The organism is Nocardia amikacinitolerans NBRC 108937, assembly GCF_001612615.1.
Taxonomy (GTDB): domain Bacteria; phylum Actinomycetota; class Actinomycetes; order Mycobacteriales; family Mycobacteriaceae; genus Nocardia; species Nocardia amikacinitolerans.
This window is the reverse complement of the sequence record NZ_BDAU01000002.1, coordinates 130,130-153,942: the sequence shown is the minus strand read 5'-3', so window position 1 is coordinate 153,942 and position 23,813 is coordinate 130,130. Positions and strand designations below refer to the sequence as shown.

At 69.4% G+C, this 23,813-nt stretch carries 20 protein-coding genes; 8 read left to right on the top strand and 12 right to left on the bottom strand.

Annotated features, from left to right (window positions below):
* Positions 1–36: 36 nt before the first annotated feature.
* The 6 genes from NAM01S_RS02925 to NAM01S_RS02900 all read right to left on the bottom strand — a co-directional run bounded on the left by NAM01S_RS02925 (position 37) and on the right by NAM01S_RS02900 (position 9,686).
* The gene (locus NAM01S_RS02925) at positions 37–1,521 is read right to left on the bottom strand and encodes an FGGY-family carbohydrate kinase (RefSeq protein ID WP_067778752.1); all 1,485 of its coding nucleotides are present in this window, start codon (positions 1,519–1,521) and stop codon (positions 37–39) included.
* A 19-nt stretch (positions 1,522–1,540) separates the two neighbouring features.
* On the bottom strand, positions 1,541–2,959 hold the full coding sequence (locus NAM01S_RS02920; protein WP_067778750.1) for an L-fucose/L-arabinose isomerase family protein: 1,419 nt from the start codon (positions 2,957–2,959) through the stop codon (positions 1,541–1,543).
* Between the two features lie 122 nt (positions 2,960–3,081).
* Entirely contained in the window at positions 3,082–3,963 is an 882-nt protein-coding gene (locus NAM01S_RS02915) for a glycoside hydrolase family protein (RefSeq protein WP_067778747.1), read from the bottom strand.
* A gap of 90 nt (positions 3,964–4,053) precedes the next feature.
* Positions 4,054–4,818 carry a tyrosine-protein phosphatase gene (locus NAM01S_RS02910; RefSeq protein WP_067778744.1) on the bottom strand — a complete coding sequence of 255 codons (765 nt, stop codon included), beginning with the start codon at positions 4,816–4,818 and terminating at the stop codon, positions 4,054–4,056.
* A gap of 1 nt (position 4,819) precedes the next feature.
* Positions 4,820–7,069 (bottom strand): pyruvate, phosphate dikinase, encoded by a 2,250-nt coding sequence (locus NAM01S_RS34700; RefSeq protein ID WP_067778741.1) that lies wholly within the window; start codon positions 7,067–7,069, stop codon positions 4,820–4,822.
* 337 nt (positions 7,070–7,406) lie between these two features.
* Entirely contained in the window at positions 7,407–9,686 is a 2,280-nt protein-coding gene (locus NAM01S_RS02900) for an ATP-binding cassette domain-containing protein (RefSeq protein WP_253798127.1), read from the bottom strand.
* A 63-nt stretch (positions 9,687–9,749) separates the two neighbouring features.
* Here NAM01S_RS02900 and NAM01S_RS02895 point away from each other — a divergent pair, with 63 nt between their 5' ends.
* Both NAM01S_RS02895 and NAM01S_RS02890 read left to right on the top strand, forming a co-directional pair.
* Positions 9,750–10,718 (top strand): helix-turn-helix transcriptional regulator, encoded by a 969-nt coding sequence (locus NAM01S_RS02895; protein WP_067778738.1) that lies wholly within the window; start codon positions 9,750–9,752, stop codon positions 10,716–10,718.
* A 100-nt stretch (positions 10,719–10,818) separates the two neighbouring features.
* Positions 10,819–11,478, top strand: a complete 660-nt coding sequence (locus tag NAM01S_RS02890) for a TetR/AcrR family transcriptional regulator (protein WP_169810798.1) — start codon at positions 10,819–10,821, stop codon at positions 11,476–11,478.
* Here NAM01S_RS02890 and NAM01S_RS02885 read toward each other — a convergent pair.
* The 6 genes from NAM01S_RS02885 to NAM01S_RS02860 all read right to left on the bottom strand — a co-directional run bounded on the left by NAM01S_RS02885 (position 11,475) and on the right by NAM01S_RS02860 (position 17,252).
* Positions 11,475–12,566 (bottom strand): CSLREA domain-containing protein, encoded by a 1,092-nt coding sequence (locus tag NAM01S_RS02885; protein WP_067778732.1) that lies wholly within the window; start codon positions 12,564–12,566, stop codon positions 11,475–11,477. The genes NAM01S_RS02890 and NAM01S_RS02885 overlap by 4 nt on opposite strands.
* 196 nt (positions 12,567–12,762) lie before the next feature.
* Positions 12,763–13,179, bottom strand: coding sequence for a hypothetical protein (locus NAM01S_RS02880; RefSeq protein ID WP_143861296.1), 417 nt, complete (start codon positions 13,177–13,179; stop codon positions 12,763–12,765).
* 46 nt (positions 13,180–13,225) lie between these two features.
* On the bottom strand, positions 13,226–14,044 hold the full coding sequence (locus tag NAM01S_RS02875) for an SDR family NAD(P)-dependent oxidoreductase (protein WP_067778727.1): 819 nt from the start codon (positions 14,042–14,044) through the stop codon (positions 13,226–13,228).
* A 16-nt stretch (positions 14,045–14,060) separates the two neighbouring features.
* Positions 14,061–14,792, bottom strand: coding sequence for a glucose 1-dehydrogenase (locus tag NAM01S_RS02870; protein ID WP_067778725.1), 732 nt, complete (start codon positions 14,790–14,792; stop codon positions 14,061–14,063).
* Between the two features lie 11 nt (positions 14,793–14,803).
* On the bottom strand, positions 14,804–16,486 hold the full coding sequence (kstD, locus tag NAM01S_RS02865) for a 3-oxosteroid 1-dehydrogenase (protein WP_067778722.1): 1,683 nt from the start codon (positions 16,484–16,486) through the stop codon (positions 14,804–14,806).
* A 16-nt stretch (positions 16,487–16,502) separates the two neighbouring features.
* Positions 16,503–17,252 (bottom strand): glucose 1-dehydrogenase, encoded by a 750-nt coding sequence (locus NAM01S_RS02860; RefSeq protein WP_067778719.1) that lies wholly within the window; start codon positions 17,250–17,252, stop codon positions 16,503–16,505.
* 152 nt (positions 17,253–17,404) lie between these two features.
* Between NAM01S_RS02860 and NAM01S_RS02855 the strand changes: the two genes are divergently transcribed.
* The 6 genes from NAM01S_RS02855 (at position 17,405) to NAM01S_RS02830 (ending at position 23,734) form a co-directional block, all read left to right on the top strand.
* Positions 17,405–18,538 (top strand): LLM class flavin-dependent oxidoreductase, encoded by a 1,134-nt coding sequence (locus NAM01S_RS02855; RefSeq protein ID WP_067778716.1) that lies wholly within the window; start codon positions 17,405–17,407, stop codon positions 18,536–18,538.
* 1 nt (position 18,539) lies between these two features.
* Entirely contained in the window at positions 18,540–19,316 is a 777-nt protein-coding gene (locus tag NAM01S_RS02850) for a glucose 1-dehydrogenase (RefSeq protein ID WP_067778713.1), read from the top strand.
* Between the two features lie 10 nt (positions 19,317–19,326).
* On the top strand, positions 19,327–20,277 hold the full coding sequence (lipP1, locus tag NAM01S_RS02845; RefSeq protein ID WP_067778710.1) for a LipP1 family hormone-sensitive lipase: 951 nt from the start codon (positions 19,327–19,329) through the stop codon (positions 20,275–20,277).
* Positions 20,274–20,636, top strand: a complete 363-nt coding sequence (locus tag NAM01S_RS02840) for a hypothetical protein (protein ID WP_067778707.1) — start codon at positions 20,274–20,276, stop codon at positions 20,634–20,636. Before lipP1 ends, NAM01S_RS02840 begins: the two co-directional genes overlap by 4 nt.
* A 69-nt stretch (positions 20,637–20,705) precedes the next feature.
* Positions 20,706–22,742, top strand: coding sequence for a TRAP transporter permease (locus NAM01S_RS02835; protein WP_067778704.1), 2,037 nt, complete (start codon positions 20,706–20,708; stop codon positions 22,740–22,742).
* The gene (locus NAM01S_RS02830; protein ID WP_067778701.1) at positions 22,739–23,734 is read left to right on the top strand and encodes a TAXI family TRAP transporter solute-binding subunit; all 996 of its coding nucleotides are present in this window, start codon (positions 22,739–22,741) and stop codon (positions 23,732–23,734) included. Before NAM01S_RS02835 ends, NAM01S_RS02830 begins: the two co-directional genes overlap by 4 nt.
* Positions 23,735–23,813 lie beyond the last annotated feature (79 nt).

The window sequence follows — 23,813 nt, the reverse complement described above, 5'->3', positions numbered from 1 at the left end:
GTTCTGCCTCAAGCATCCTGGCACGACGTCCGAGGATCAGGAAGACGGGTGCGCCCGGCGTTGCTCGGCCGCGAGGAAGTGCGCGATCTCGGCCGTCGCGGTGTAGAGCTCGCGGTAGCGCCGGTAGTACGGCTCGTAGTCCGCGGTGCGCGCCGGATCGGGGACGACGGTGTCGGCCACCGGGTTCCACGCCGAGGCGTCGAGACCGGCCGCGGTGGCGGCCAGCATGGCGTCACCGAGGCAGGCGCCGACGGTGTCGGCGGGCAGCTGCTGCGGCAGACCGGTGACCTCGGAGACGATCCGCGTCCACAGTCCGCCCTTGGTGCCGCCGCCGACGGCGACCAGCCGCCGCGCCTGCCCGCCCGCCTCGGTCATCGCCTCCAGGTTGTGCCGGACGCCGTAGGCGATCGACTCCAGCGCCGCGCGGTACAGCTCGGCGCGGTCGTGGCGCAGCGTCAGACCGGCCACGATGCCGCGCGCGTCGGGATCGAACAGCGGGGTGCGCTCGCCCGCGAAATAGGGGAGTGCGAGCAGGCCGCGGCTGCCCGCGGGCACCGTGGCGGCTTCGGTCACCAGCTCGCCGTAGTCCCCGCCGACCAGATCGCGCAGCCATTCGGTGACCGCGCCGGAGGTGGCCATGCCCGCCGCGAGAGTGTATGTGCCCGGCCATGTTCCGCAGGTTCCCCAGAGGCCGGGATGCGGGACCGGCTCGGTCAGCACCTGGACAAGGAACATGGTGGTGCCGTACATGATCATGGCGTCGCCGGGCGCGCGCACGCCGACGCTCTCGGCTTCGGCCCAGGCGTCGATGGTTCCGGTGGTGACCGGAAGACCCGAGGGCAGGCCCGTCGCCGCTGCGGCCGCCGTGCTCACCCGGCCGACGATCTCGGTGGGCCACGCCAGTTCGGGCAGCGCGAGTCCGGGGGCCACCGCCTCGGCCCAGTCCGCCGCCCACTCGCGCTTGCGCAGATCGTAGAGCGGCACGCACTGGCTGGCGGATTGGTGATCGAGCACGTATCGGCCCGTAAGACGGTGCACCAGAAAGGAACTCGCCATCAGAAGTAGCTCGGTCCGGTCGGCGACCTGGGGTTCGTGTCGCGCCAGCCAGCGGAGTTTGGGTCCGACCGCCTGACTCGTCAGCGGCGAACCGGCCCGCTCCAGCACGGCGTCAGGGCCGAATTCCGCGTTCAGTTCGTCGATTTCAGCGGTCGCGCGGGTGTCGACGCCGTAGAGAATGGCCGGGCGCAACGGATTTCCGGCACCGTCGGCGGGCAGCAGGCACGGCCCGATGCCGGACACCGCGAGACCGTCGACGTCGGCACCGCCCGCCGCCACCAGCTCGGTGGTGATCGCGACGAAATCCGACCACCACACCGTCTCCGCGTCGTGCTCGACCCACCCCGGACGCGGCGTCGAGACCGCGTGGGCGCGTTCGGCTCTCGCGACGACCGTGCCGTCCGCGCGGACCAGCACTCCCTTGGAGGTCGACGTTCCGATATCGATGCCGAGGAACACGGTCACCACCGTTCCTGGTGCATGGTCATCGCGGGTCGCGGGTGAACTCGTCGAGCGTGACGCCGAGCAACTCACAGGTCGCACGCACCGCCGCACGGTGGTCGCCCGGCACGCCGTGAATGTGGTTGGCGCCGAAGCGGGACAGGAAATCCTCGGCGCGCGCGTCGAGCCGGGCGAACGCGTGCGGCCACTCCCTGGTGGACTGTTTCATCAGCGATTCGTTGGTCTGCTCGTCGTAGGTCTCGAACTCACCGAGCATCAGCTGCATCCGATAGTCGCCGTCCTTGCGGGTAAGCCGGGCCAGGGTCATCGTGCCCGGCGCGGCGAGATGATGCACCGACGCGCCGCCCGCCGGGAAGAAGAACACCTCCGGGTAGAGGTGCACCCTGGCGAGGTTCTCCGCCGGATCGGCGCTGCGGGCGGCGAACCAGGTCGCGTGCTGACCGGAATTGCACAGATCCCAGATGTCGCGATCGGCGTGATAGTGCCGGACGTCGGCGAACAACACGGGGGTCTTCGCGAGGTGTTTGAGCAGCTGCATGGTGAGCGCGCCGTCCATGTCGGCCTCGGTGGCGCAGACGTGGGTCTGCTTGGGGCCGTTCCAGTCGTAGGGGTCGTTGAGGAACGCCTCGGTGACATCCATCGTCGCGAAGTACTGGGTGAGCTCAGGCTGGCCCTTGATCCCGGAGAAATCCAGCCGCCACTGCGCGATCAGCTCGCGCACGGCCAGGTAGGAACGGATCTGTCGTTCCAGCAGCTCCGGGGTGAGTTTCGCGCCGTCGTAGTGCACGGTGGCGTGGCGTTCCAGCCATTCCCGCGCGGCCTTGGCCTCACCGGCATCCGCCTGCTCGGCCCGGCGCACGATCTCCCACTGGTCGATCTCCTCCACGTCGATGCCGAACAGCCGCTGCCACTGATCGGTGTTGGCGACGGCGGTGTTCATGCCCATCGGCCGCCCGCCGAAGCGCCCGAAAGTGCTGCCGCGCAACGCCGAGACGGCCGCTGCCGCCGTCGCCCGCACGCCGATCGCCTCGATCAGCGCGGCGTCCTCCGGATCGCCCCACAACCGGGTGTGCGCGCGGCCGATCTGGTCCAGCGCGCCACCCGCGGCGAGCATTCCGACCATTCCCGGCTGCACCGGGTCGATGTTCGAAAGCAACAGCAGCGGACCGGGTGTCGCGCCCGCGGCGAGCATGCTGAAGTGCGGGAAAGCCCAGACGGCGTAGTGCAGCACGGTGAGGTCGACGCCCGCGGCGGCCACCTCGCGCGCCACCGATCCGGCCAGCGCGTTGTCACTGATGATGTCCGTGCCGCGCACCACCTCGTGCCCCGCCGCGGTCAGCGCGGCGACGAGACGGTCCTCGGTGGTGCGGATGAAGTCCGCGATGCCGGTGTGCACGTAGTCGCGGCCGTCGGAAACGCTGATCACGCCGATACGGGCCATGCCGTTACCTCCACGCGGGTGGGTGGGCGGATAGTCGACTCGCTCAACAGATACCAGGCGACCCAGCCGGATCGGCGCCTTTTCGGCCTAACGGAGCCGGGATCGTCACAAAGGCGCCGGGGTCAGCGCGGCACGGCGATGCCCGCGGGCGGCGGAGGGAAGGTGATCGGCGCGAGGTGGACACCGCCCTGCCCCCAGCCCGCGCTGGTGACCCACCAGCGGTCCGCGTGCCGGACGACCTCGGCGGCGTGCGCGGCCACGTGCCCGATCTTGTCGCCGATGCGGAAGCGAAAAGGGTTGTCGCTGCGGAAGATATCGGTGCCGACGTAGCCGGGCCGCGGGCCGATGAACAGGTACCAGCGGTCGTCGTGGCGCACCACGAACGGCGACTCGGTGTTGCCCGCCTCGGTGCCGATCGTCGGATCGGCGTACGCGATGCGCCGCTCGCCCCAGCGCCACAGGTCGGTACTGAGCCGATAGGCGACCACGTGGTGACCGCCCTCCGGCGCGCTCGTCGCGCAGTAGTACATCGCCCACTTCTCGCCGATGCGCAGCACCATCGGGTCCCGGGCGTCGTAGCCGTCGCGGAACAGCGGCCCGCCGGGCGCGCGCTCCCAGCGGACGAGGTCGGTGGAGGTGGCGAGATTGATCGCCGCCCTGGTGCGATCCTGGCCGCCCGCCGCGTAGAACATGAAGTACGTTGCGCCGGAACGGATCACGTACGGCGCCCAGAGGTGGGTCTCGCCGTGGTAGCCGGGATCGACCGTCAACGCGGGCTCCTGTTTGGTCCACGGCCCGAGCAGATCGGGCGCCGTGGCGTGCGCGAACTCGATCTCGTGGAACGGATCGGCGGGTTCGGGATGGGTGATGCCGAACAGGTGCCAGCCACCGTCCCGATCCCGCACGATCGTGTGGTCGTTGATGTACCACGGCCGCGCTTCGCCCGCGCTCGGGTCGTAGATGTTGGTGAACCGGCCCGCCCGGACCACTTCCCGCGTCGCCATACGACCATGATCCCGCCGCGCACGGCACGGCGGGATCGGTTGGCGAGTAGTCGGCGCGGCCGAGCGCGTTCCCCGGCCGTCTGGTGCCGGTCAGTTCTCGACCAGCACCCTGCGCAGGTCGCTCAGTTCGCGGTCGCCGAGGCCGTGTGCGCGCAACCAGCCCGCCGCGCCGCCGTGGTCGGCGTGCAGCCTGGTCAGGAACTCGCTCATGACGGTCGGTTCCACCGCGAGGATTCCGGTGCGCACCGGTGGTAGGCCGTGGTACGACGGGAGGGCGTCGAGGCGGGCGCGCACCCGCGCCATCCGTTCACCGGAGAGCGCGTAGTCCGCGGCGATGAACTCCGCGGGCACGCCGACGGCGTCCAGCAGCACCGCGGCGAGCACGCCGGTGCGGTCCTTGCCCGCGGCGCAGTGGAAGACCACCGAATGCCGTTCGGTGTCGGTGATCAGTCGCACGGCGGTGAGCACCGATTCGACGCTGCCGTCCAGCAGTTCGCGATAGAGCGCGACCAAGTCGTAGTGCTTGGCGTCGGGGACGAGGTCGGCGGGGGTGGCGGTGGTCGCTGCCGCCTTGCGCACGGGCAGATTGACCAGCCGGACGGCCGCGTCGCCGAGCAGGCCGTAGCCCTCCCGCTCGACCTCGTCGGGATTGCGCAGGTCGATCAGGGTGCGCAGGCCCACCTGCCCGGTCAGCAGGAGCAGATCGTCCTCGGTCAGATGCTGCGGAGTGCTGGCCCGGTACACCGTGCCGAACCGCGTGACGCCGCCGCCGGACACCGGAAGCCCGCCGAGGTCGCGGACGTTGTCGATCTCGGCGAATTCGACCCATCGCCGCGGGGAACTGTCGGTGTGCATGTCAGTGGGCCCGGCCCGCCGCGGCCTCGTCGGCGCGGCTGAGCCCGCACAGACCGATGAGGTCTTCGTGCAATTCGAACCACACGGTGTGGTAGCTGTCCATGATCGGGCGCGCCACCCAGGTGTGGTCGCCGCCGTCGATCCGTTCGACCGCGCGACCCAGCCGGTCCGCGTAACGGGACAACCGGGGCGCGATCTCGCCGATCCGGCGGACCAGCGGCAGGACGCGGCCGTGCACGGTGCGCAGCCGATCCAGCACCGCGGCGTCGTAGGCGGCGTCGGTGTGGTCGTTGACGGTCGCGGCGTCCTTCATCTGCCAGGCGGTGATGATCTCCTTGAGTTCGGCGTTGAACGCGCAGAATTCGTCGTAAGCGGTCGCGATCACGGTGGGGTCCACCGTCTCTCGCTCGGCGTCGAGCAGGCGGGTGAGTTCGGCACGACCTTCCGGCGTGAGACGCACGCCGACCGGAGTGCTCGCGCACAGTCCGCGGGCGACGAGATCCGCGCAGCGCGCACCGGTTTCGGTAGCGTCGCCCGCCAGGCTGTCCGCGACGGCGTCGGGCGCGACCCGGCCCTTGATGCCGATCAGGCGAAGGAGGTCGAGGTCGGGGGTGGTGTGCTGCTGCGTCCGGCTGCCGCGCGGGGTGGTGTGCGACAGAACCTCGTCGGACGCAGGCGAAGTCCCTGCTGTCATGTGTCCATTTTCGACCGAACCGGTTGCGGAGAAACCGTTTTCGCAGTCCCGTGCGGCGAGCAGTCTGACCAGTTCGTCCGGCTGGACACCGGCCCACCGCGCGAGCTGCGCCACATCCTCGATGACACTGTCCTCCACCGCTTTTCCGGTGACCTCGCCGAGCCACACCGCGCCGGCGCCGCCGTCCACGGTGACCACGCGACCGGCCAGCGTCGCCACAACGCCCGGCCCGCAGCCGACCACGCACGGCCTGCCCAGTTCCCGGCTGACCAGCGCGGCATGCGAAGTGGCGCCGCCGAGTTCGGTGACGATGGCCCGCGCCGCGATCATGCCGTGCAGGTCGTCGGGGCTGGTGGTCGGCCGCGCAAGCACGACGTCTTCGCCTGCGGCGGAGCGAGTTTCGGCTTCGTCGGGATCGGTGACGACGACGCCGGAGGCCAGTCCGGGACAGGCCGACTCGCCGCGGGCCAGCGGCGGCTGATCGGTCTCGATGCCCGAGGCGGGCCGCAGCACCGTGCGCACCTGCTCGGCGTCCACGCGGGACAGCGCCGTCGCCGGATCGATGAGCCCCTCGCCCGCCATGGCGACCGCGGCGCGCACTGCCGCGCGAGCCGACCGCTTCGCGGGCCGCGACTGCAACAGCCACAGCCTGCCGGACTCGACGGTGAACTCGATGTCCTGGATATCGCGGCCGTCCCGTTCCAGCAGGTAGGCCGCGGCGAGCAGCTGCCTGTGCACGTCGGGCATGGTGACCGCGAGCTCGTCGAGCGGGCGCGGGGTGGTGCGGCCGGAGACGACGTCCTCGCCCTGGCCGCCGACCAGCCATTCGCCGAACACGGTGCGCTTGCCGGTGTTCGGATTGCGGGAGAACAGCACGCCGGTGCCGGAGCGCGCGTCGAGGTTGCCGAACACCATGGCCTGCACCGTGACCGCGGTGCCGAGGTCGTCGGAGACGCCGCGGCTGCGTCGATAGGTCTTGGCGCGCGCGGAATCCCAGGATCGGAAGACCGCCGCGATGGCGCCACGCAGCTGTTCCCACGGATCCCGCGGGACCGCGCCAAGCGGATCGCCGAGCACGATCTCCCGGTACTGCGAGCGGAACCGGCCGTGGGTGTCCGCCGCGTAACCCGGGTTGCGCGTCTCGGCGGCGAGCGCGCGCTCGACCTCGTCGTTGATGCCGAGGTTGAGGACCGTGTCCATCATGCCGGGCATGCTCACGGCCGCGCCGGAGCGCACCGACACCAGCAGCGGCCGCTCGGTGTCGCCGAAGCGACGACCGGTGCCGCGCTCCAGCGCCGCGACGCCCGCCCGCACCTGCAGCCAGATCTCCTCGCTCAGCGCGCCGCGCTCGCGGAAGTCGGCCCAGCCCTCGGTGGTGACGGCGAACGCGGGCGGCACCGGGAGGCCGAGCGCCCGCATGTGGTCGACGCTCCACGCTTTGCCGCCGATGCGGTCGCGGCTCAGGCCGCAGGTGCCGTCGAGTTCGGCAACGGACGGTGCGGTGCTCTCCGGGGCGGCGCGTTCGGGTCGCTCCACGGGCTCCACTCCGATCGTCATGTCACTCCTTCTGGGTTCACGTTCTCGACTCACCACCGCGGTCGGCGGGGACGCGGGGCCGATGATCGGTGTGCCAGCGGAACGGCACTCCGGGGTGCCCGGCGAACGGCACGACATCGGCGCGACTTTCAGCCTGCCCGCGGGCGTCGGTACGTGCGTACCCGTCGTCCCGGTCAGCAGGACGTGCCGGAGTCAGGTGCTGTCTCGAGTTCGGTCCGGAGCACCGGGCCTCGATGGCCGCTACGCCCGTGATCGACGACACCACTCGGTATCGGCCTCCGCCTCGCCAGGCGAGGATCTGAGCCACGGGTGCATCCGAGGGGAATTCGAGACGGGCTCAGTTCGCGTCCCTCAGGCTCCGGCGCAGATAGTCGGCGGTGATCGAGCGCCGGTCCGCGAGTAGGTCCGTCGGAGTCCCGGCGAAGACGATCTCGCCGCCGTGCTTGCCGCCGTCGGGCCCCAGGTCGACGATCCAATCGGCCCGCTTGACCACCTCCAGGTCGTGCTCGATGACGATCACCGTGTTGCCGTCGTCCACCAGGCGGTCCAGCAGCGTCATGAGGGTGTCCACGTCGGCCATGTGCAGCCCGGTGGTCGGCTCGTCCAACACGTACACCCCGCCGCGGCGGTGCAGGTGATCGGCCAGCTTGATGCGCTGCCGTTCCCCGCCGGAGAGCGAGCTCAGCGTGCGGCCGAGGGTGAGATAGCCGAGGCCGACGTCCGCCAGCGCCCGCAGCGGCGTCAGGATGCGCGCGTCGTCGTGCTCGCGCCAGAACTCCAGTGCCTCGGACGCCGTCATGTCGAGCACATCGGCGATCGACGCCCCGCGCACCGTGTAGCCGAGCACCTCGGGCCGGTACCGGCGGCCGTGACAGCTCTGGCACACCGTGGTCACCGGATCCATATAGGCGAGGTCGGTGAAAATGATTCCGGCCCCGCCGCATTCGGAGCACGCGCCAGCGGAGTTGAAGCTGAACAGTCCGGGTTTGACGTCGTGCGCCTTGGCGAACAGCTGACGCAGCTGATCCATGATGCCGAGATACGTCGCCGGACTCGACCGCCGCGAACCGCCGATGGCCGACTGGTCGACCGCCACCGCGTCCGGATGCGCGGCGAGGAACGCGCCGGACACCAGCGTGCTCTTGCCCGACCCGGCCACCCCGGTCACGGCGGTGAGCACGCCGACAGGAAAGCGCGCGGTCACGTTCTTCAGGTTGTACCGATCGGCTCCCGTCACCGTGAGCCAGCCCGTCGGCGTGCGCGGGCTCTCGTTGACCGGTCGGGTCTCGCGCAGCCGTTCCCCGGTGAGCGTGCCGGAGGCGCGCAGCTTCTCGACGCTGCCCTGGAACACCACCGTGCCACCGTCGGCGCCCGCGCCGGGACCCATGTCCACCACATGATCGGCGACCGCGATGACGTCGGGGGAGTGCTCCACCACCAGCACCGAATTGCCCTTGTCCCGCAACTGGATCAGCAGATCGTTCAACCGGTGCACGTCGCGCGGGTGCATGCCGACGCTGGGTTCGTCGAAGATGTAGGTCATGCCGGTGAGGCTTGACCCGAGGTGGCGGACGACCTTGAGCCGCTGCGCCTCGCCGCCGGAGAGCGTGGACGTCTCGCGGTCGAGGGACAGGTATCCGAGGCCGACGTCCTCGACGCGGCGCAGCCGGGCGATCGCGGCGCCCGCGATGGGCGCGGCCACCGGATCGTCGATCGCGGTGAGGGTCTCGATCAGGTCCGACACCTCCATCCGGCCGTAGTCGGCGATGCCGAGTCCGTCGATCCGGCTCGCCAGCGCGGCCGCGTTCAGTCGCGCACCGTCGCAGGACGGGCAGATCTGTTCGCTGACCACGGCCATCGCCGCCGCCCGGTTCTTCTCCGAGAGCGCGCTCAGATCCCGTTTGATGTAGAGCCGATCGAAGCGTTCCAGCAGACCCTCGTAGGCGTTGTGGCCCATGGAGCCGGTCTTGTTGAGTCGCGGTACCCGGAAACCGTTGCCGTGCAGGAACAGTTGCCACTCCTCGGCGGTGAAGTCGCGCAGCGGCTTGTCCGCGTCGAAAAGGCCCGACTCGGCGTAGATCTGCCACTGGAAGGTGCCGACAGCGAAGGGGGAGAAGCGGATCGCGCCTTCGTTCAGCGACTTTCCGGTGTCGAGCAGCTTGTCCAGATCCGCGCGCACCACGTGGCCGAGGCCGCCGCATTCCGGGCACATGCCGAGCGGGTCGTTGAACGAATACCGGGTCGCCTCTCCGGCGCTCGGCACGCCGTGGCGGGAGAAAAGGACGCGAATGATGGACTGGATATCGGTCATGGTGCCGACGGTGGAGCGGGAGTTGCCGCCGATCGGTTTCTGGTCTACCACCACCGCGGGCGCCAGGTTGTCGATGACGTCGGCATCCGGGCGCTCGTACTTGGGCAGCCGGTTGCGGATGAACCAGGTGAAGGTCTCGTTGAGCTGGCGTTGCGACTCCACCGCGACGGTGCCGAACACCACCGACGACTTCCCGGAACCGGACACCCCCGTGAAGACGACGATCTTGCCCTTGGGAATTCGGAGGGTCACGTCGCGCAGATTGTGCACCCGCGCTCCGACGATCTCTATGGTCTCTGCGTTCACCAGCGCCACGGTAGGCAGCAATGAGGTCGGAATCGGTCCTCATTGCGGGGCATACTGGGCGCTGTGACCGATACCGCCGCCAGGCTCCTCCAACTCCTCGCGCTGTTGCAGACGCGGCGGGAGTGGAGCGGGCCCGAACTGGCGCGGCGCCTCGGCGTCACCGTGCGCACGGTCCGCCGCGATATCGAGCGGCTGCGCGAGCTGGACTATCCCGTGCGCTCGGGGCTCGGCGCGGTCGGCGGCTACCGGCTGGAATCGGGGGCCGCGCTGCCGCCGCTGCTGCTCGACGACGAGGAGGCGGTGGCGATCACGCTCGGCTTGCGCAACGCCGCGCTCGGCGGCGTCGCGGGCAGCGAGGAATCGGCCGCGCGGGCCTTGGTGAAGCTTCAGCAGGTGCTACCGGATCGGTTGCGCAGGCGGGTGGACGCGGTGCAGACCAGCACCGTCGACCTCGCCGGACCGCCCGCTGGTCCGCAGGTGGATCCCGAGATCTTGGTGTCGCTGGCCGCCTGCGCCCGCGACCACGAGCGAATCCGCTTCTCCTACCGCGACAAAGACGACGCCGAGTCGCGCAGGTTGGCCGAGCCGCACAGCCTGGTGTCGGCCGGGCGCCGCTGGTATCTCGTCGCCTGGGACGTCGACCGCGCCGACTGGCGCACGTTCCGCGTGGACCGCATCGCGTCCACGCTGCCCATCGGGGTGCGTTTCCCGCCGCGCGAGCTCCCCGACGCCGACCCCGCCGCCTTCGTCACCCGCTCGCTCGCCTCGGCCCGCCCGGTCCAGCACGTCGAACTCCTCGTCCACGCCCCCGCCGCCGAACTCGCCGACCGCTTCCGCGTGCGCACCACCGAAATAGAACCCCTCGACGACCACACCTGCCTGCTCCGCACCACCGCCGACTCCCTCGAATGGACCGCCCTGCGCATAGCCCACCTCGACCTCCCCTTCGAAGTCCGCAGTCCCCCGGAAATGTCCACCCACCTCCGCGCCCTCGCCACCAAACTCCTCCGCGCAGCAGGCGATTCGCCTTGATTACCAGCGGCAGAGCATTCGGTTCGGGTGAATCAGGGTTTCCTTTCGATCCGTCCAACCGGCTCTTCGGGCACGGGGGGCGCCTGATATGAAGGTGCGGGTGGGACGTAGGAAGTTGCTGGAGCCGACCCTGACGGAGTTGCCGCACGGGCCGCATGGCCTCGCTCGTGAGCTGGTGACCGGGTCGCAGCGGCAGCGGCTCTTGTACGCGGTGACGGTAGTCGTCGCGGATCGCGGCTATCTCACCGCGACGATCGCGGATATCGCTGCGGCGGCGAAGGTTTCGCGCCGGACGTTCTACCAGCACTTCCCGGACAAGGAAGCGTGCTTCCTCGCCGCGGCCGAGACGGGCCGGGACCTGATGATCGACCACCTCGAGCGCGTGATGAGGGAGGTATTCGCCGAACCGGTGGAGCCGCTCGAGGCGCTGCGGCTCGGAATTCACGAATATCTCACCCTGCTGCGTGACGAACCGTCGTTCGCCCGCTCGTTCTATCTGGAGACCGCTCCGGCCGGGGCGCGCGCGATCGAGTCGTTCGAACGATGCCAACACTGGTTCGCCGGGTTCATCCGATCGTGGCGTGCAGGGGCGGGCCCCGTTGATCCACCGGTACCCGATGACGCGTATCTGGCGGTGACCGATGCGACCAACGAGGCCGTCCGCAGGACCCTGCGCGCCGGAGGTGACTTGCTCGAGCTCGAGGACATCGTGCTGTACATCCACCGCACGCTGCTCGGGCTCGGAGCCCCTACCGACTAGGGCACGACTTTGTCGCCAGGCCCGGTGAGGTCGCACGAAGTATCGTCGCTGGTATTGCCGCCTTCGGAAACAATTCTCGCGAACACCTTCGCGCAGTTGTCCCGAACGGTGCCGGAGGTGTTTCCCCTGATGGTGGAGTTCCGCAGTACTACGGTGCCCACCGGAACATTGATCACATCCGTCAACAGGCGTGGAAGGGTGTCGAGGTAGGCGGGCGCCACATTGATGCCGCCGCCCGCGTCCGAGGCACTGTTTCCGGTGACGGTCGCACGATCGAAAGTCACCACGCCCCGTCCTCGGACGTCGACGCCGCCGCCGCGTCCGGCGAATCCGCCTGGGCGGTACCACACTTCGGGATCGACGACGCGGTTGTCGGAGATCGTCGAGTCGGTGAAGGTGCAGGTGTTGTCGCATCGCACACCGCCCGCCTCGCCGGAGGTGTTGCCGGTGATGATCGTGTTTCTCGTCTGCAGGTCCGACCCCGGCACGTTGAAGATCCCGCCGCCGTATCCGGCGCTGTTACCCCGGACCACAACATCTTCGAGTACGAGGTTCGACGAATTGGAGATTCCACCGCCGCCGGTGTCGTAGTACGGGATCTCGTGCTGCGCGGTGACACCGCCGGTCACGGTCGATCCCGTCAACGTCACGGGCGCGGAGATACTGAGCACCCTGTCGATCCCATTGGCATCCAGCACCGTCCGGTCGCGGCCCGCGCCACGCAGCGTGGTCGGCGCGGTGAGGTTCAGGTCTCCCGTGGTCGGATCCGGGTTGCGGCCCTGCACCTTCTGTGGGTCGGGCGGAATCGTCAAGATGTAGCGCCCCTCGGGAACCACGATCGTGCTCCCCGGCCGGGCATTGGCCGTCTGAATTGCCGCGCGTAGTGTGCAGTTGCCTGCGGCAGTACGGCACAGCCCGCTTTGCGGATCGGCCGAGGCACCGTCCGTCGTGGTGTCGACGGTGATCACCGTCGGGGAACCGGGTGGGTTGTCGGCGTAGGCCGCCCCGGGAAATCCGGCCGCGGATCCAATGATCAAGGCTGTGACGGCGACGGCGCGGGCCGCCGAGAAAGATGTGCTCGTCCGCATGCGGTTACTGATCCAATTCTCGAACCTGGAGTAAGGTACGCCCGCGTATGAGTGGGGTACGCGAGCGTCTACCACTATGGCGTAGAGCGGTGCGCCTCGGCGGAGTTTCCGAAAATCCGTTTCGCAGTTATCGATTCGCCTCGACCAGCCCGACAATCAGCCGAAGTCGACCGTTCCCTGTGACACAGCGTCGTGTTCAGAGGGCGGGGTGGAAGTCGATGTCGCGGTGGGTGCCGGGTGGGCGGTGTTCGGCGAGGGGGTAGAGCCAGCGGACGGAGGCGCGGAGGGGTTCGAGGTCGGGGAGTTCGATGGGGTGGCCGTCGTTGTCGAAGATCATGCCGAGCAAGTGGTATCGGCCGTCGGGGAGGCCGAGGCAGGCGGCTTGTTCGGCGGTCAGGTCGACGCGGGTGACACTGTGCCGTGTCACCCGCAGCGCTTCGACGGTGGCCGGGCGTGCGGTGGTGTCGAGGGCGGTGACGACCGCGCGGAAGCGACACCCGCGCAGCCGCCACAGTTCCCACTCACCGGCGCGCAACCGCGCGGCGCGCGCGGGCAACCGATGGGGCACCTCGACTACGTAGAGTTCCCCGATTCGGACATCCCGAGCACGCACAGTTCCAGCTTGCCACCGGTTGCCGGGCCCGTAACGCCTTGTTTGCTCAGTTGACCTCGTTCTTCATCTGGGCCGTGATGATGCGTTGGTAGCCGGAGCCGAAAAGCCGGGGCAGCAGGTCGATGACGCGGGCGTCGGCGCCGACGAGGATCTTGGCCTTGTCCTTCTGGATGCCGCGCAGGATGATCTTCGCCGCGGCCTCGGGCGTGGTCTTGGCCAGCCGATCGAAATTGGCGGCGAGCGCGTCGCGGTCGCGATCGCCGCCCGCCCGTGCCTTCCAGGCGATCTCGGTCTTCACCATGCCCGGGTGCACGCTGCTCACGCCGACCGGATGACCGGCGATCTTCATCTCTTGGCGCAGCGCGTCGGTGAACCCGCGGATACCGAATTTCGTTGCGTTGTAAGCACCTTGGCTCGGGCACGCGGCCAGGCCGAACATGCTGGAGACGTTGGCGATGTGCCCGTCACCGGAGGCGATCACCTGTGGAAGGAACGCCTTGGTTCCGTACATGACGCCCCAGAAATTGATGTTCACGATCCACTCGAAGTCCTCCCAGGTGAGTTCCTCGACGGTGGCCGTCAGCGAGACGCCCGCGTTGTTGACCAGCAGGTTGGCCGGACCGAAGTCGGCGCGCACCTCCTCGGCGTGCGCGTAGAACGCGGCGCGGTCGGTGACGTCGAGCTTGTAGGCGCGCGCCTTCGCGCCCTCCCGCTCGCACAGCGCGGCGGTCTCGCTGACATTGGTCAGGTCGCGCCCGGAGAGCGCGAGACGCGCGCCGTTGCGCGCCAATTCGAGCGCGAGCGCACGCCCGATCCCCGCACCGGCGCCGGTGATGACGGCGACCTTGTCCTGGAAGTTCTTCACAGCAGTTGTCCTCGTGTCATTTGGTGGTGAAGCCGCCGTCGGCGACGAATTCCGCGCCGGTGCAGTAGGCCGACTCGTCGGAGATCAGGAACAGCACCACGTTGGCCAGCTCCTCGGGGGTGGCGGCGCGGGGCATCGGTTGGTCGTGCACCATCGAGTTGGAACGGTCCGAGGTCGCGGTCATCTCGGTGGCGACGACGCCGGGATGCACCGAGTTGACCCGGATTCCGTCCACACCGAACTCCTGGGCCGCGGCCTTGCTCATGCCGCGCACCGCCCACTTGGACGCGACGTAGCCGAGGATGTTGGAGAAGGCGATGATGCCGCCGATCGAGGAGATGTTCACGATCGAGCCGCCGCCCGCCCGGCGCATCGACGGCACAACGGCTTTCATGCCGAGGAACACACCGACCTGATTGACGTCGATCACCTTGCGGTAGTCCGCTTCGGCGAGCTTCTCGATCGGATCGACGTGCACGATGCCGGCGTTGTTGACCAGCCCGGCGACCGGACCGAAGGCTTGCTCGGCCGCGGAAACCACGGACTGCCAAGCGCTTTCGTCGGTCACATCGTGCGGAAGGAACAGTGCGCGCTCACCGATTTCGGCGGCGACCGCCTTGCCCTCCTCGGCGAGCACGTCGGTGATGACCACCGACGCGCCATGATCCGTGAGCTTGCGCGCGAACGCAGCGCCCATGCCCCGCGCGCCGCCGGTCACGATGACCGTTTTACCGCTGACCCTGTCCATGTTCTGTCCTTTCACGCTCGATCGAGATCGGCGAGGTGGTTGGCGGCGATGTAGCCGAAGACCATGGCCGGGCCGATGGTCGCGCCCGCACCGGCGTAGCTGTTGCCCATCACGGCGGCCGAATTGTTGCCCGCCGCGTACAGTCCCGCGATCGGCGCGCCGTCGGCGCGCAGCACCCGGGAGTGCTCGTCGGTCAGCAGACCGCCCTTGGTGCCCAGATCGCCGGGCACCATTTCCACCGCGTAGAACGGCGGCTTCTCGATCGGCGCGAGGCACGGGTTCGGCTTGACCGTCGGGTCGCCGTAGTAGCGGTCGTAGGCGGATTCGCCACGGTGGAAGTCCTCGTCGCGACCGGCAAGCGCGAAGCCGTTGAACCGCTGGACCGTCGAGGTCAGCGCTTCGGCTGGAACGCCGATCTTGTCCGCGAGTTCTTCCAGGGTGTCGGCCTTCTTGATGATGCCCGCGTCGAAGTACTTCTGCGGAATGGCCTGCTTCGGAAAGGTGCCGAGGAACAGGTATCGGTCGCGGAAGCGCTGATCCATGATGAAGTGCGCGGGCACGTGGCCGACCCCGGAGGCGTGGCGCTCGTACATGGTGTGCACCACGTCGACGTAGCTGGCCGATTCGTTGGTGAACCGCTGTCCCGCGTCGTTGACCATGATGGCGCCGGGCTGCGAGCGTTCGGCCAGGCAGAAGAACGGCGGCCCGTCGGGGTTGCGCACCGACGGACCCCACCACGCGTCGTCCATGAGATCGAGTGCGGCGCCGACATTTTCACCCGCGCGGATGCCGTCGCCGACGTTCTCGGTGGCGCCGACGGTCCAGTCGGTGCTCACCGGCGCGGCGAAGTACTGCTCGCGCATCTGCAGGTTGTGCTCGAATCCGCCCGCGGCCAGCACGACGCCGCGGCGCGCCCGCAGCACGATCGGCGCGCCGTCGCGCTCGGCGCGCACGCCGACCACCGCGCCGTCCTCGGTGATCAGTTCGGTGAGCGGCGTGTTCAGCCACACCGGCACGCCCGCGTCGCGCAGCGCCAACCACAGCCGGGCGACGAGCGCCTTGCCGAGGCTGAGCGGCAGCCGCCCGCGCAGCTTGTTCATGACCGCCTTGGCGCCGACCTTCATCGCCGTGCGCTTGCCCTTCCAGGTGCGCGCGATCATGTTCAGATCGTGGAAGTCGCTGACGGTGAAGGCGATTCCCTTCGGGCCGGACATCGTCGGCTGGTTGATCAGCGCCAGGTCGTCGCCGAGCAGGCGGCCGTCGACGATGGCGGGCTCGATGCTGCGACCCTGGGCCAGTCCGCCGGGCAGTTCCGGGTGGTAGTCGGAATACCCTCGGTCGTAGACGAATTCGAGATGCGGGGTGCGCGAGCACAGGTAGGTCATCATGCGCGGGCCGTTGTCAAGGAACGCGTCCTGCTTGGCCTGCGGAACCCGGTCGCCCACCACGGATTTCAGGTAGACGCGGGCCAGATCGGGGCTGTCCGGCACGCCTTCGCGCACCAGCACGGGATTGTTCGGGATCCACACGCCGCCGCCGGAGCGCGCGGTGGACCCGCCGAAGGTGCGGCTCTTCTCGATCAGCACCACCGACAGGCCGCGGTAGGCGGCGGTCAGCGCCGCGGTCATGCCCGCCGCGCCGGAACCGACGACCACCACGTCGTAGACGGCCTGCGTGGACTTCTGCTCAGACATCGTCTGCCTCTCCGATTCAGTAGCCGGCGCCGGTGAGCATGCCGCCGTCGACGACCACCTCGGTGCCGGTGCAGTAGCCCGCGGCGTCGGAGGCCAGGAAGACCACCGCCTCGGTGACCTCCTCGGGACGGCCCCAGCGCGGGATCGGCAGCCCGGCGAAGAACTTGTCGCCGTCCACGCCGGAAGAGGCGTTGGCGGTCATCGGCGTGGCGATGCCGCCGGGGTGCACGGAGTTCACCCGGATGCCCGCCTTGCCCAGCTCGCGCGAGGCCGACTTGGTGATGCCGCGCAGCGCGAATTTGCTTGCGCTGTAGGCGGAGAGGCCCGCGGCGCCGATGAATCCCTCGACCGAGGAGATGTTGACGATGGACCCGCCGCCCGCCTCGGTGAGCGCGGGCGCCGCGGTCTTGATGCCCAGCCAGGAACCGGTCACGTTGACGTTCATGATGGTGCTGAAGTCGGCGAGGCTCATGTCCGCGATGCTCTGGAAGCGCAGGATGCCCGCGTTGTTGACCAGCACGTCGAGCTTGCCGAACTTCTCGCGCGCGGTCTCCACCGCCGCGGCCCAGTCCGATTCGCTGGTCACGTCGTGGTGCACGTAGTGGGCGGCCGCGCCGAGCTCGGCCGCGAGTTGCGCGCCCTGCTCGTCGAGCACATCGCCGAACACCACCCGCGCGCCTTCGGCGACGAAGCGGCGCACGTGTTCGGCGCCCATCCCACGCGCACCACCGGTGATCAGCGCGACCTTGTCTTCGAGTCGACCCACTGCGTTCCTTCCTCTCAGCTGCTTCGCCTCGAACGCTAGGACCCGGGCATGGGCGCTGGGGTGCGCAGTCTCATCCAGCGAGACATCCCCCTGACCTCCACGAGAGCATCGGAAATATTTCTACTAGGCATATTGAGAAGTGGAGGCAATGCATGAAGTTCTCGATGATCTTCGAGGCGCAGATGACCGATCCGTCGGCCGAGCACGAACGGCAGGTGCTGCGCGACTGCGTGGAGCAGGCCGTGCTGGCCGAGGAGATGGGCTTCGACACCGTCTGGGCCGTCGAACATCACGGGTTGAAGTGGTACGCGCACATGAGCGCCCCGGAGATCTTCCTGACCTGGGTGGCCGCGCGCACCGAGCGTATCCGTATCGGTCACGGCGTGGTCTGCATGCCGTTCAACTTCAACCACCCGGTGCGCGCCGCCGAACGCGCCGCCATGCTGGACGTGCTCTCCAACGGCCGCGTCAACCTGGGCGCGGGCCGCGGCGCCACCCCGCAGGAGACCTCCATGTGCGGGGTCGATCCCGACCGCACCTACCAGGAGGTCGAGGAGTCGCTGCGCATCATCGGCAAGGCCTGGCAGGACCCGGAGGGCGAATTCGAGTGGCACGGTGAGCTGCTCGACATCGACCCGCACCCGATGCTGCCGCGCCCGATCCAGCTGCCGCACCCGCCGCTGTTCATGGCGTGCACCAAGAAGGACACGCTGAAGCTGGCCGCCGATTACGGCATCGGCGCGCTGGTCCTCGGTTTCGCGGGCGTGGAGGAGATCGCCGAGCTGCGCCGCACCTACGACCAGGCCATCGCCGAGCGCACCGGAGAGAAGTTCGTCTCCACCGTCGTCAACGATCACTTCGCGGCGCTGTGCCCGACCATCGTGCTGGAGGACCGCGAGAAGGCGCAGCAGATCGGCGCGCGCGGCCAGCGGTTCTTCGCGCAGTCGATCAAGCACTGGTACGGCGCGGGCCCGGTGCCGGACGAGGCCGTCGACCCCAACGCCGACGAGCTGGCCGCCATCAAGCGGGCCGCCGACGACCACGTCGCCTACCTGCACGAGGCCAAGATCCCGGTGAAGGCGGGCGCGACCTCGGTGTTCAACGCCGAGCACGCCTACGGCTCGCCGGAGGACGCCATCGCCTACGTCGAACGGCTGAAGGCGGCGGGCGCCGACGAGATCCTGTGCCTGATCCAGATGGGCACCGTGCCACAGGAAGCCTGCCTGGAGACCATCCGGCACTGGGGCGAGACCGTAATCCCGCACTTTCGCAAGAACGAGGAGTGAAATGACCACGCTGGACGGGAAAGTCGCGATCATCACCGGCGCGGCGCGAGGCCAAGGCGAGGCCGAAGCACGGCTGTTCGTCGAACTCGGTGCGCGCGTGGTGATCACCGATGTGCTGGCCGACGAAGGCAAGGCGGTCGCCGAATCTCTCGGTGACGCAGCGCGTTTCGTGGCGCACGACGTGAGCAGTGAAGCCGAGTGGGCGGCCGCGGTGCAGACCGCCGAGCGCGAGTTCGGTCGCCTCGATGTGCTGGTCAACAACGCCGCGATCTACACGACCAAGGCGCTCACCGACACCAGTGCCGAAGAGCTGGAACGGATTCTGCGGGTCAACCTGGTCGGCTCGTTCCTCGGTATCAAGGCCGTCGCTGGTCCGCTGGCGGCCGCGGGCGGCGGTTCCATCGTGAACATCTCCTCGCAGGCCGGACTCCAGGGTCTGATGGGGCATGCCGCCTACGGCGCGTCGAAGTGGGGACTGCGCGGGCTGACGAAGACCGCGGCGCTCGAGCTCGGTCCCGTTGGCATTCGGGTGAATTCGGTGCATCCCGGTCCGATTCACACGCCGATGATCGGCCACCTCGGATTGAGCACCGGCCCCGGCAGTTTTCCGGCCCTGCCGCTCGGTCGCGTCGGGCTGCCGAGTGAGGTCGCCGATCTGGTCGCCTTCCTCGCCTCGGACGCCTCGGCGTTCGTCACCGGCGCGGAACTCGCCATCGACGGCGGCCTGTCCGCCGGGCAGTTCATTCCACCCGGCGCGCAGCTGCCTGGCGTGGAGTGAGGAGCCGATCGTGCCGTTGAAACCCGAAGCCCGCGCCATCGTGGAGCTGGCCTCGGCCGCCTTCCCGAAGCTCGGCACCGAGGTACTCGACGCCGCCGAGGCCCGTCGCCTGCTGGCGGCGCGGCCCGCGGCGGTCGTCGAGCCGATCCCGGTCGGCCGGGTCGAGGAGCGGACGGTGCCGGGGCCGGACGGAGCGCCCGAGGTGCGGGTGCGGATCTACTGGCCCGCCGACGCCGATCCCGGCCTGCCCGTGGTGGTGTTCTGCCACGGCGGCGGATTCACCATTTGCAGTGTGGACAGCCACGACCAGTTCTGCCGGACGATGACCAACGGCATCGGCGCGATCGTGGTCTCGGTCGACTACCGCCAGGCCCCGGAACACCGGTTTCCCGCGGCCGCCGAGGACGCCTACGCGGTGGTGCGCTGGGCCGCCGACCATGCGGCGGAGCTGGGCGGCGATCCCGCCCGAATCGCCGTGGCGGGCGACAGTTCCGGCGGCAACCTCGCCGCCGTGACGACGCTGATGGCCAGGGAACGCGGCGGTCCCGCGCTGGCGCACCAGCTGCTGATCTATCCGATGCTGGACCCGTCCTGCGACACCGCCTCGTACCGGGACAACGCCGAGGGCTACTTCACCACGGCCGCGCACCTGCGGTGGTATTGGGAGCAGTACCTGGGCCCCGACGGCGACGGCGACCACCCCTACGCCGCGCCGCCGCGCGCCGCCGACCTGTCCGGACTGCCGCCGGCGCACGTCCTCACCGCGGAGTTCGATCCGCTGCGCGACGAGGGGGAGGCCTACGCCGCCCGGTTGCGCGCGGCGGGCGTCCCCACCGAAATGATCCGCTACGACGGGGAGTTCCACGGTTTCGTGAGTATGGCCGATCACCTTCCGGATGCCGAAAAGGCGGCCGCCGTGGCGTTTTCGGCCATCCGCCGTGCCTTCGGGAGCGAGGAATGAGCATCGAACGGATCGGGACGATCCTGCCCACCGACGACCTGCCGGCCACCGTCGCGCTGCTGAGCGCGCTGTTCGGCGGGCCACCCACCTTCGTCGACGGCGACCGGTGGGCGCAGTTCGACATCGGTCCGGCCCGCGTCATGGTGGCCGGAAAAGATCGCGAAGGAGACGCGGCAGCGCTGTCGGTCAAGGTCGCCGACCTCGACGCGGCCGTCGCCGCCCTGCGCGGGGCGGGCGTCGCGCTCGCGGATCCGGTCACCGGTCCGCACGAACGGCGCGCCGCGCTCGACGCGACACCGGGCACGCCGTGGTCGGTGGTGCTGTACGAACCTCATGATTCCGCAAAGATTTCGGGTTGAGCGCGCGGCCAGCGCAACTCCGTCGCGAAACCCGGCGAATCGGGCGCGCGGCGTTGGTATCTTCGCACGATGTCCGACACGCGGGACCCTCAGCTCGACGAGGAGCTGCCTGATGCAGAGCAGCGGCCTGCCATCGACACGCTCGAGGTGGACGATGCCGAGCGACCTGCTCGCGAACTGAGCGGGTGGCCCGAGCGGGTGGTCGCGGTCGCGGCCTTCGCGATCGCGATACTCGCGGTGTGGCAGGTGTTCCGGCCGCTGTCGCAGGGCAGTCAGTACTACCTGGTGGTGTTCCTCGCGGGCACGCTGCCGCTGATCTTCCTGGCGTATCGCTCGGGACTTCGGCTGCTCGACCGGTCCTCGGGGCCGGGCATACTGGACTGGGCGCTGGCCGCGCTGGCGCTGGTGGTCTGCCTCTACCCGGTGCTGCCGTTCGAAATCGGTTCGGGCGGCGGGGGATACAACGAATTCCTGGACCGCCAGGGCCTGCTCGATCCGGTGGACGTCGCCATGGGCACGGTGCTGCTGGTGCTGGTGCTGGAGGCCTGCCGCCGGACCACCGGGTGGGTGCTGCCCGTGGTGTGCCTGGCGTTCCTCGCCTACGGCTACTACGGCGGGCTGCTGCCGCAGCAGTGGACCATCGCGCACGCCGGTCTGGACTTCGGCCAGATCGTGGACGCGCTGTACAACTCGGGCAGCGGCTTCTACGGCACACCCCTCGACGTCGCGGCCACCTACATCGTCCTGTTCACCCTATACGGCGCGGTGCTCGAATTCTCCGGCGCCGCACAGTTCTTCGTCGACCTGTCGGTGGCGGCGTTCCGCCGCTCGCGGGGCGCGGCCGGGCGCACCGCCGTGGCTTCGGGCTTCCTGCTCGGCACGGTGTCCGGCTCCGGCACCGCGACCGCGGTCAGCGTCGGCGCGGTGACCTGGCCGATCCTCAAGCGCGCGGGATATCCGCCGGAGCAGGCGGGCGGCATGCTGGCCGCGGCCGGTGTCGGCGCGATCCTCTCGCCGCCGACGCTGGGCGCCGCGGCATTCATCGTCGCCGAGTACCTCGAGGTCTCCTACGTGACGGTGCTCGGCTGGGCGCTGATCCCGACGGTGCTCTACTACCTTGGCATCCTGCTCGCCGTGGAGATCGACGCCCGCAGGCTCGGCACCAGGCCGGTGGAGATCGGCGGCGCGTCGGCCTGGCGGCTGCTCGCCCGCTTCGGTTACCACTTCCTCTCGCTCATCGCGATCGTCGTGCTGTTGCTCCTCGATGTGAGCGCGACCCGTGCCGTCGTCTACGCCACCGCTCTCGCCTTCGCCCTCGCGTTCCTCGATTCGCGCACCCGTAGCCGGGCTCGTTCGCCACGGGAGGTGTTCCACGCGCTCAGCGGCGGCGTCCGTTCCGCGCTGCCGGTGGTAGCGGTGTGTACGGCGGCGGGCGTGATCACCGCGATGACCACCAAGACCGGACTCGGTGCGCAGTTGGCCGCGCTGCTTGTCCGGTGGGCCTCGGCGCTGTCGGACAATCAGACCGTCGTGCTCGCCTGCACCGTGGCCTTCGCCGCGGTCGCCCTCGCGCTGCTCGGCCTCGCGGTGCCGGTCACCGCCTCGTTCATCATCGGCTGGGCCATCATCGGGCCCGCCCTGCTCGCCTTGGATGTGCCCGCGCCCGCGGCGGCCATGTTCGTCTTCTACTACTCGGTGCTCTCCGAGGTCACCCCGCCGACCGCGCTGGCCGCCGTCGGCGCGTCGGCCATCACCGGCGGCCGAACGGTGCCGACCATGTGGCAGACGCTGAAGTACGCGCTGCCCGCGTTCCTGGTGCCGATCGTGTTCGTGCTGACCGAACCCGGTGAACACCTGCTCGGCACCGGGCCGGTGCTCGGTGTGCTGTGGACCAGCGTGGTGGCCTGCGTCGGTGTCGCCGCACTGGCCTCGGCCACCGGCGGCTGGCTGCTTGGCATCGGACCGGCGCCGGTGGCCGCGCGGGTGCTCGCCGGGGCGGGCGGATTGGTGCTGCTGTACCTGGAACCCGTCGCACTGATCGTCGGGCTCGCCGCGCTCGCGGCCGCCGCCGGGTACACGTTGCTCTCCCGAAGGAGGACGAAGTGAGAAGAGTCGCAACGATTGTCGCCGTCACCGCCGTGACGGCCGGTCTGCTCGCGGGCTGCGGTGGACGCCAAGACGCACCGCGCACCGACGCGGGCGGCGCGGTGACCTGCGAGGTGAAACGGGATTCGCGCGTCGGCATCGCGACAGGCAACGCCACCGGGGTCTACTTCGCGCTGGGCAACGCCTACGCCGAGCAGGTCGCGCAGGCCACCGACGGCACGGTAAAGGCCACCGCCGCCGAGACCGGCGCCTCGGTTCAGAACATCCAGCAGCTGGTGGCCGGCACCTACCAGGTGGCGTTCTCGCTCGCCGACACCGCCGCCGACGCGGTGCTCGGCACCGGCGGATTCGACGGCAAAAAGCAACCGGTGCAGGCGCTTTCGCGGCTCTACCCGAACTACACGCAGGTGGTCGTGCGCAACGGGGCCAACATCTCCTCGGTCGCGGACCTGCGCGGCAAGCGCGTATCCACCGGATCGCCGAAGTCCGGCACGGAGGTCATCGCCCAGCGGGTGCTCGCCGCCGCCGGAATCGATCCCGAGCGCGACATCTCCGCCCAGCGGCTGGATCTCACCAAGACCGTCGACGGCATGAAGGACGGCTCCATCGACGCCATGTTCTTCTCCGGCGGCCTGCCCACACCCGGTATCACCGATCTGTTCACCTCGGCGGGGGACAAGGTCCGCTTCCTCGACATCGCCGATCTCGCCCCGCGCCTGCGCGAGGTGAACCCGGTGTACGAGGCGGGCACGATCCCGGCCGCGACCTACGGGCTGCCCGCCGACGCGGCGACCATCGTCGTGCCGAATGTCCTGCTGGTGCGCGACGATCTCGACGCCGACCTGGCCTGTGTGCTGACCAAGACGCTGTTCGATCGCAAACCGCAACTGGAACAGGCGAATTCGGCCGCGAAGGGCATCTCGCGCGACACCGCGCGCGCGACTTCGCCCGTGCCGCTGCACCGCGGCGCCGAGCACGCCCTCACGAACTGATCGACCGGTTGCCGACCGCCGGCGCTTCCTGCCGGCGGTCGGCACCCTCGGAACGACAGTCTTGATTCGACTGCTATGC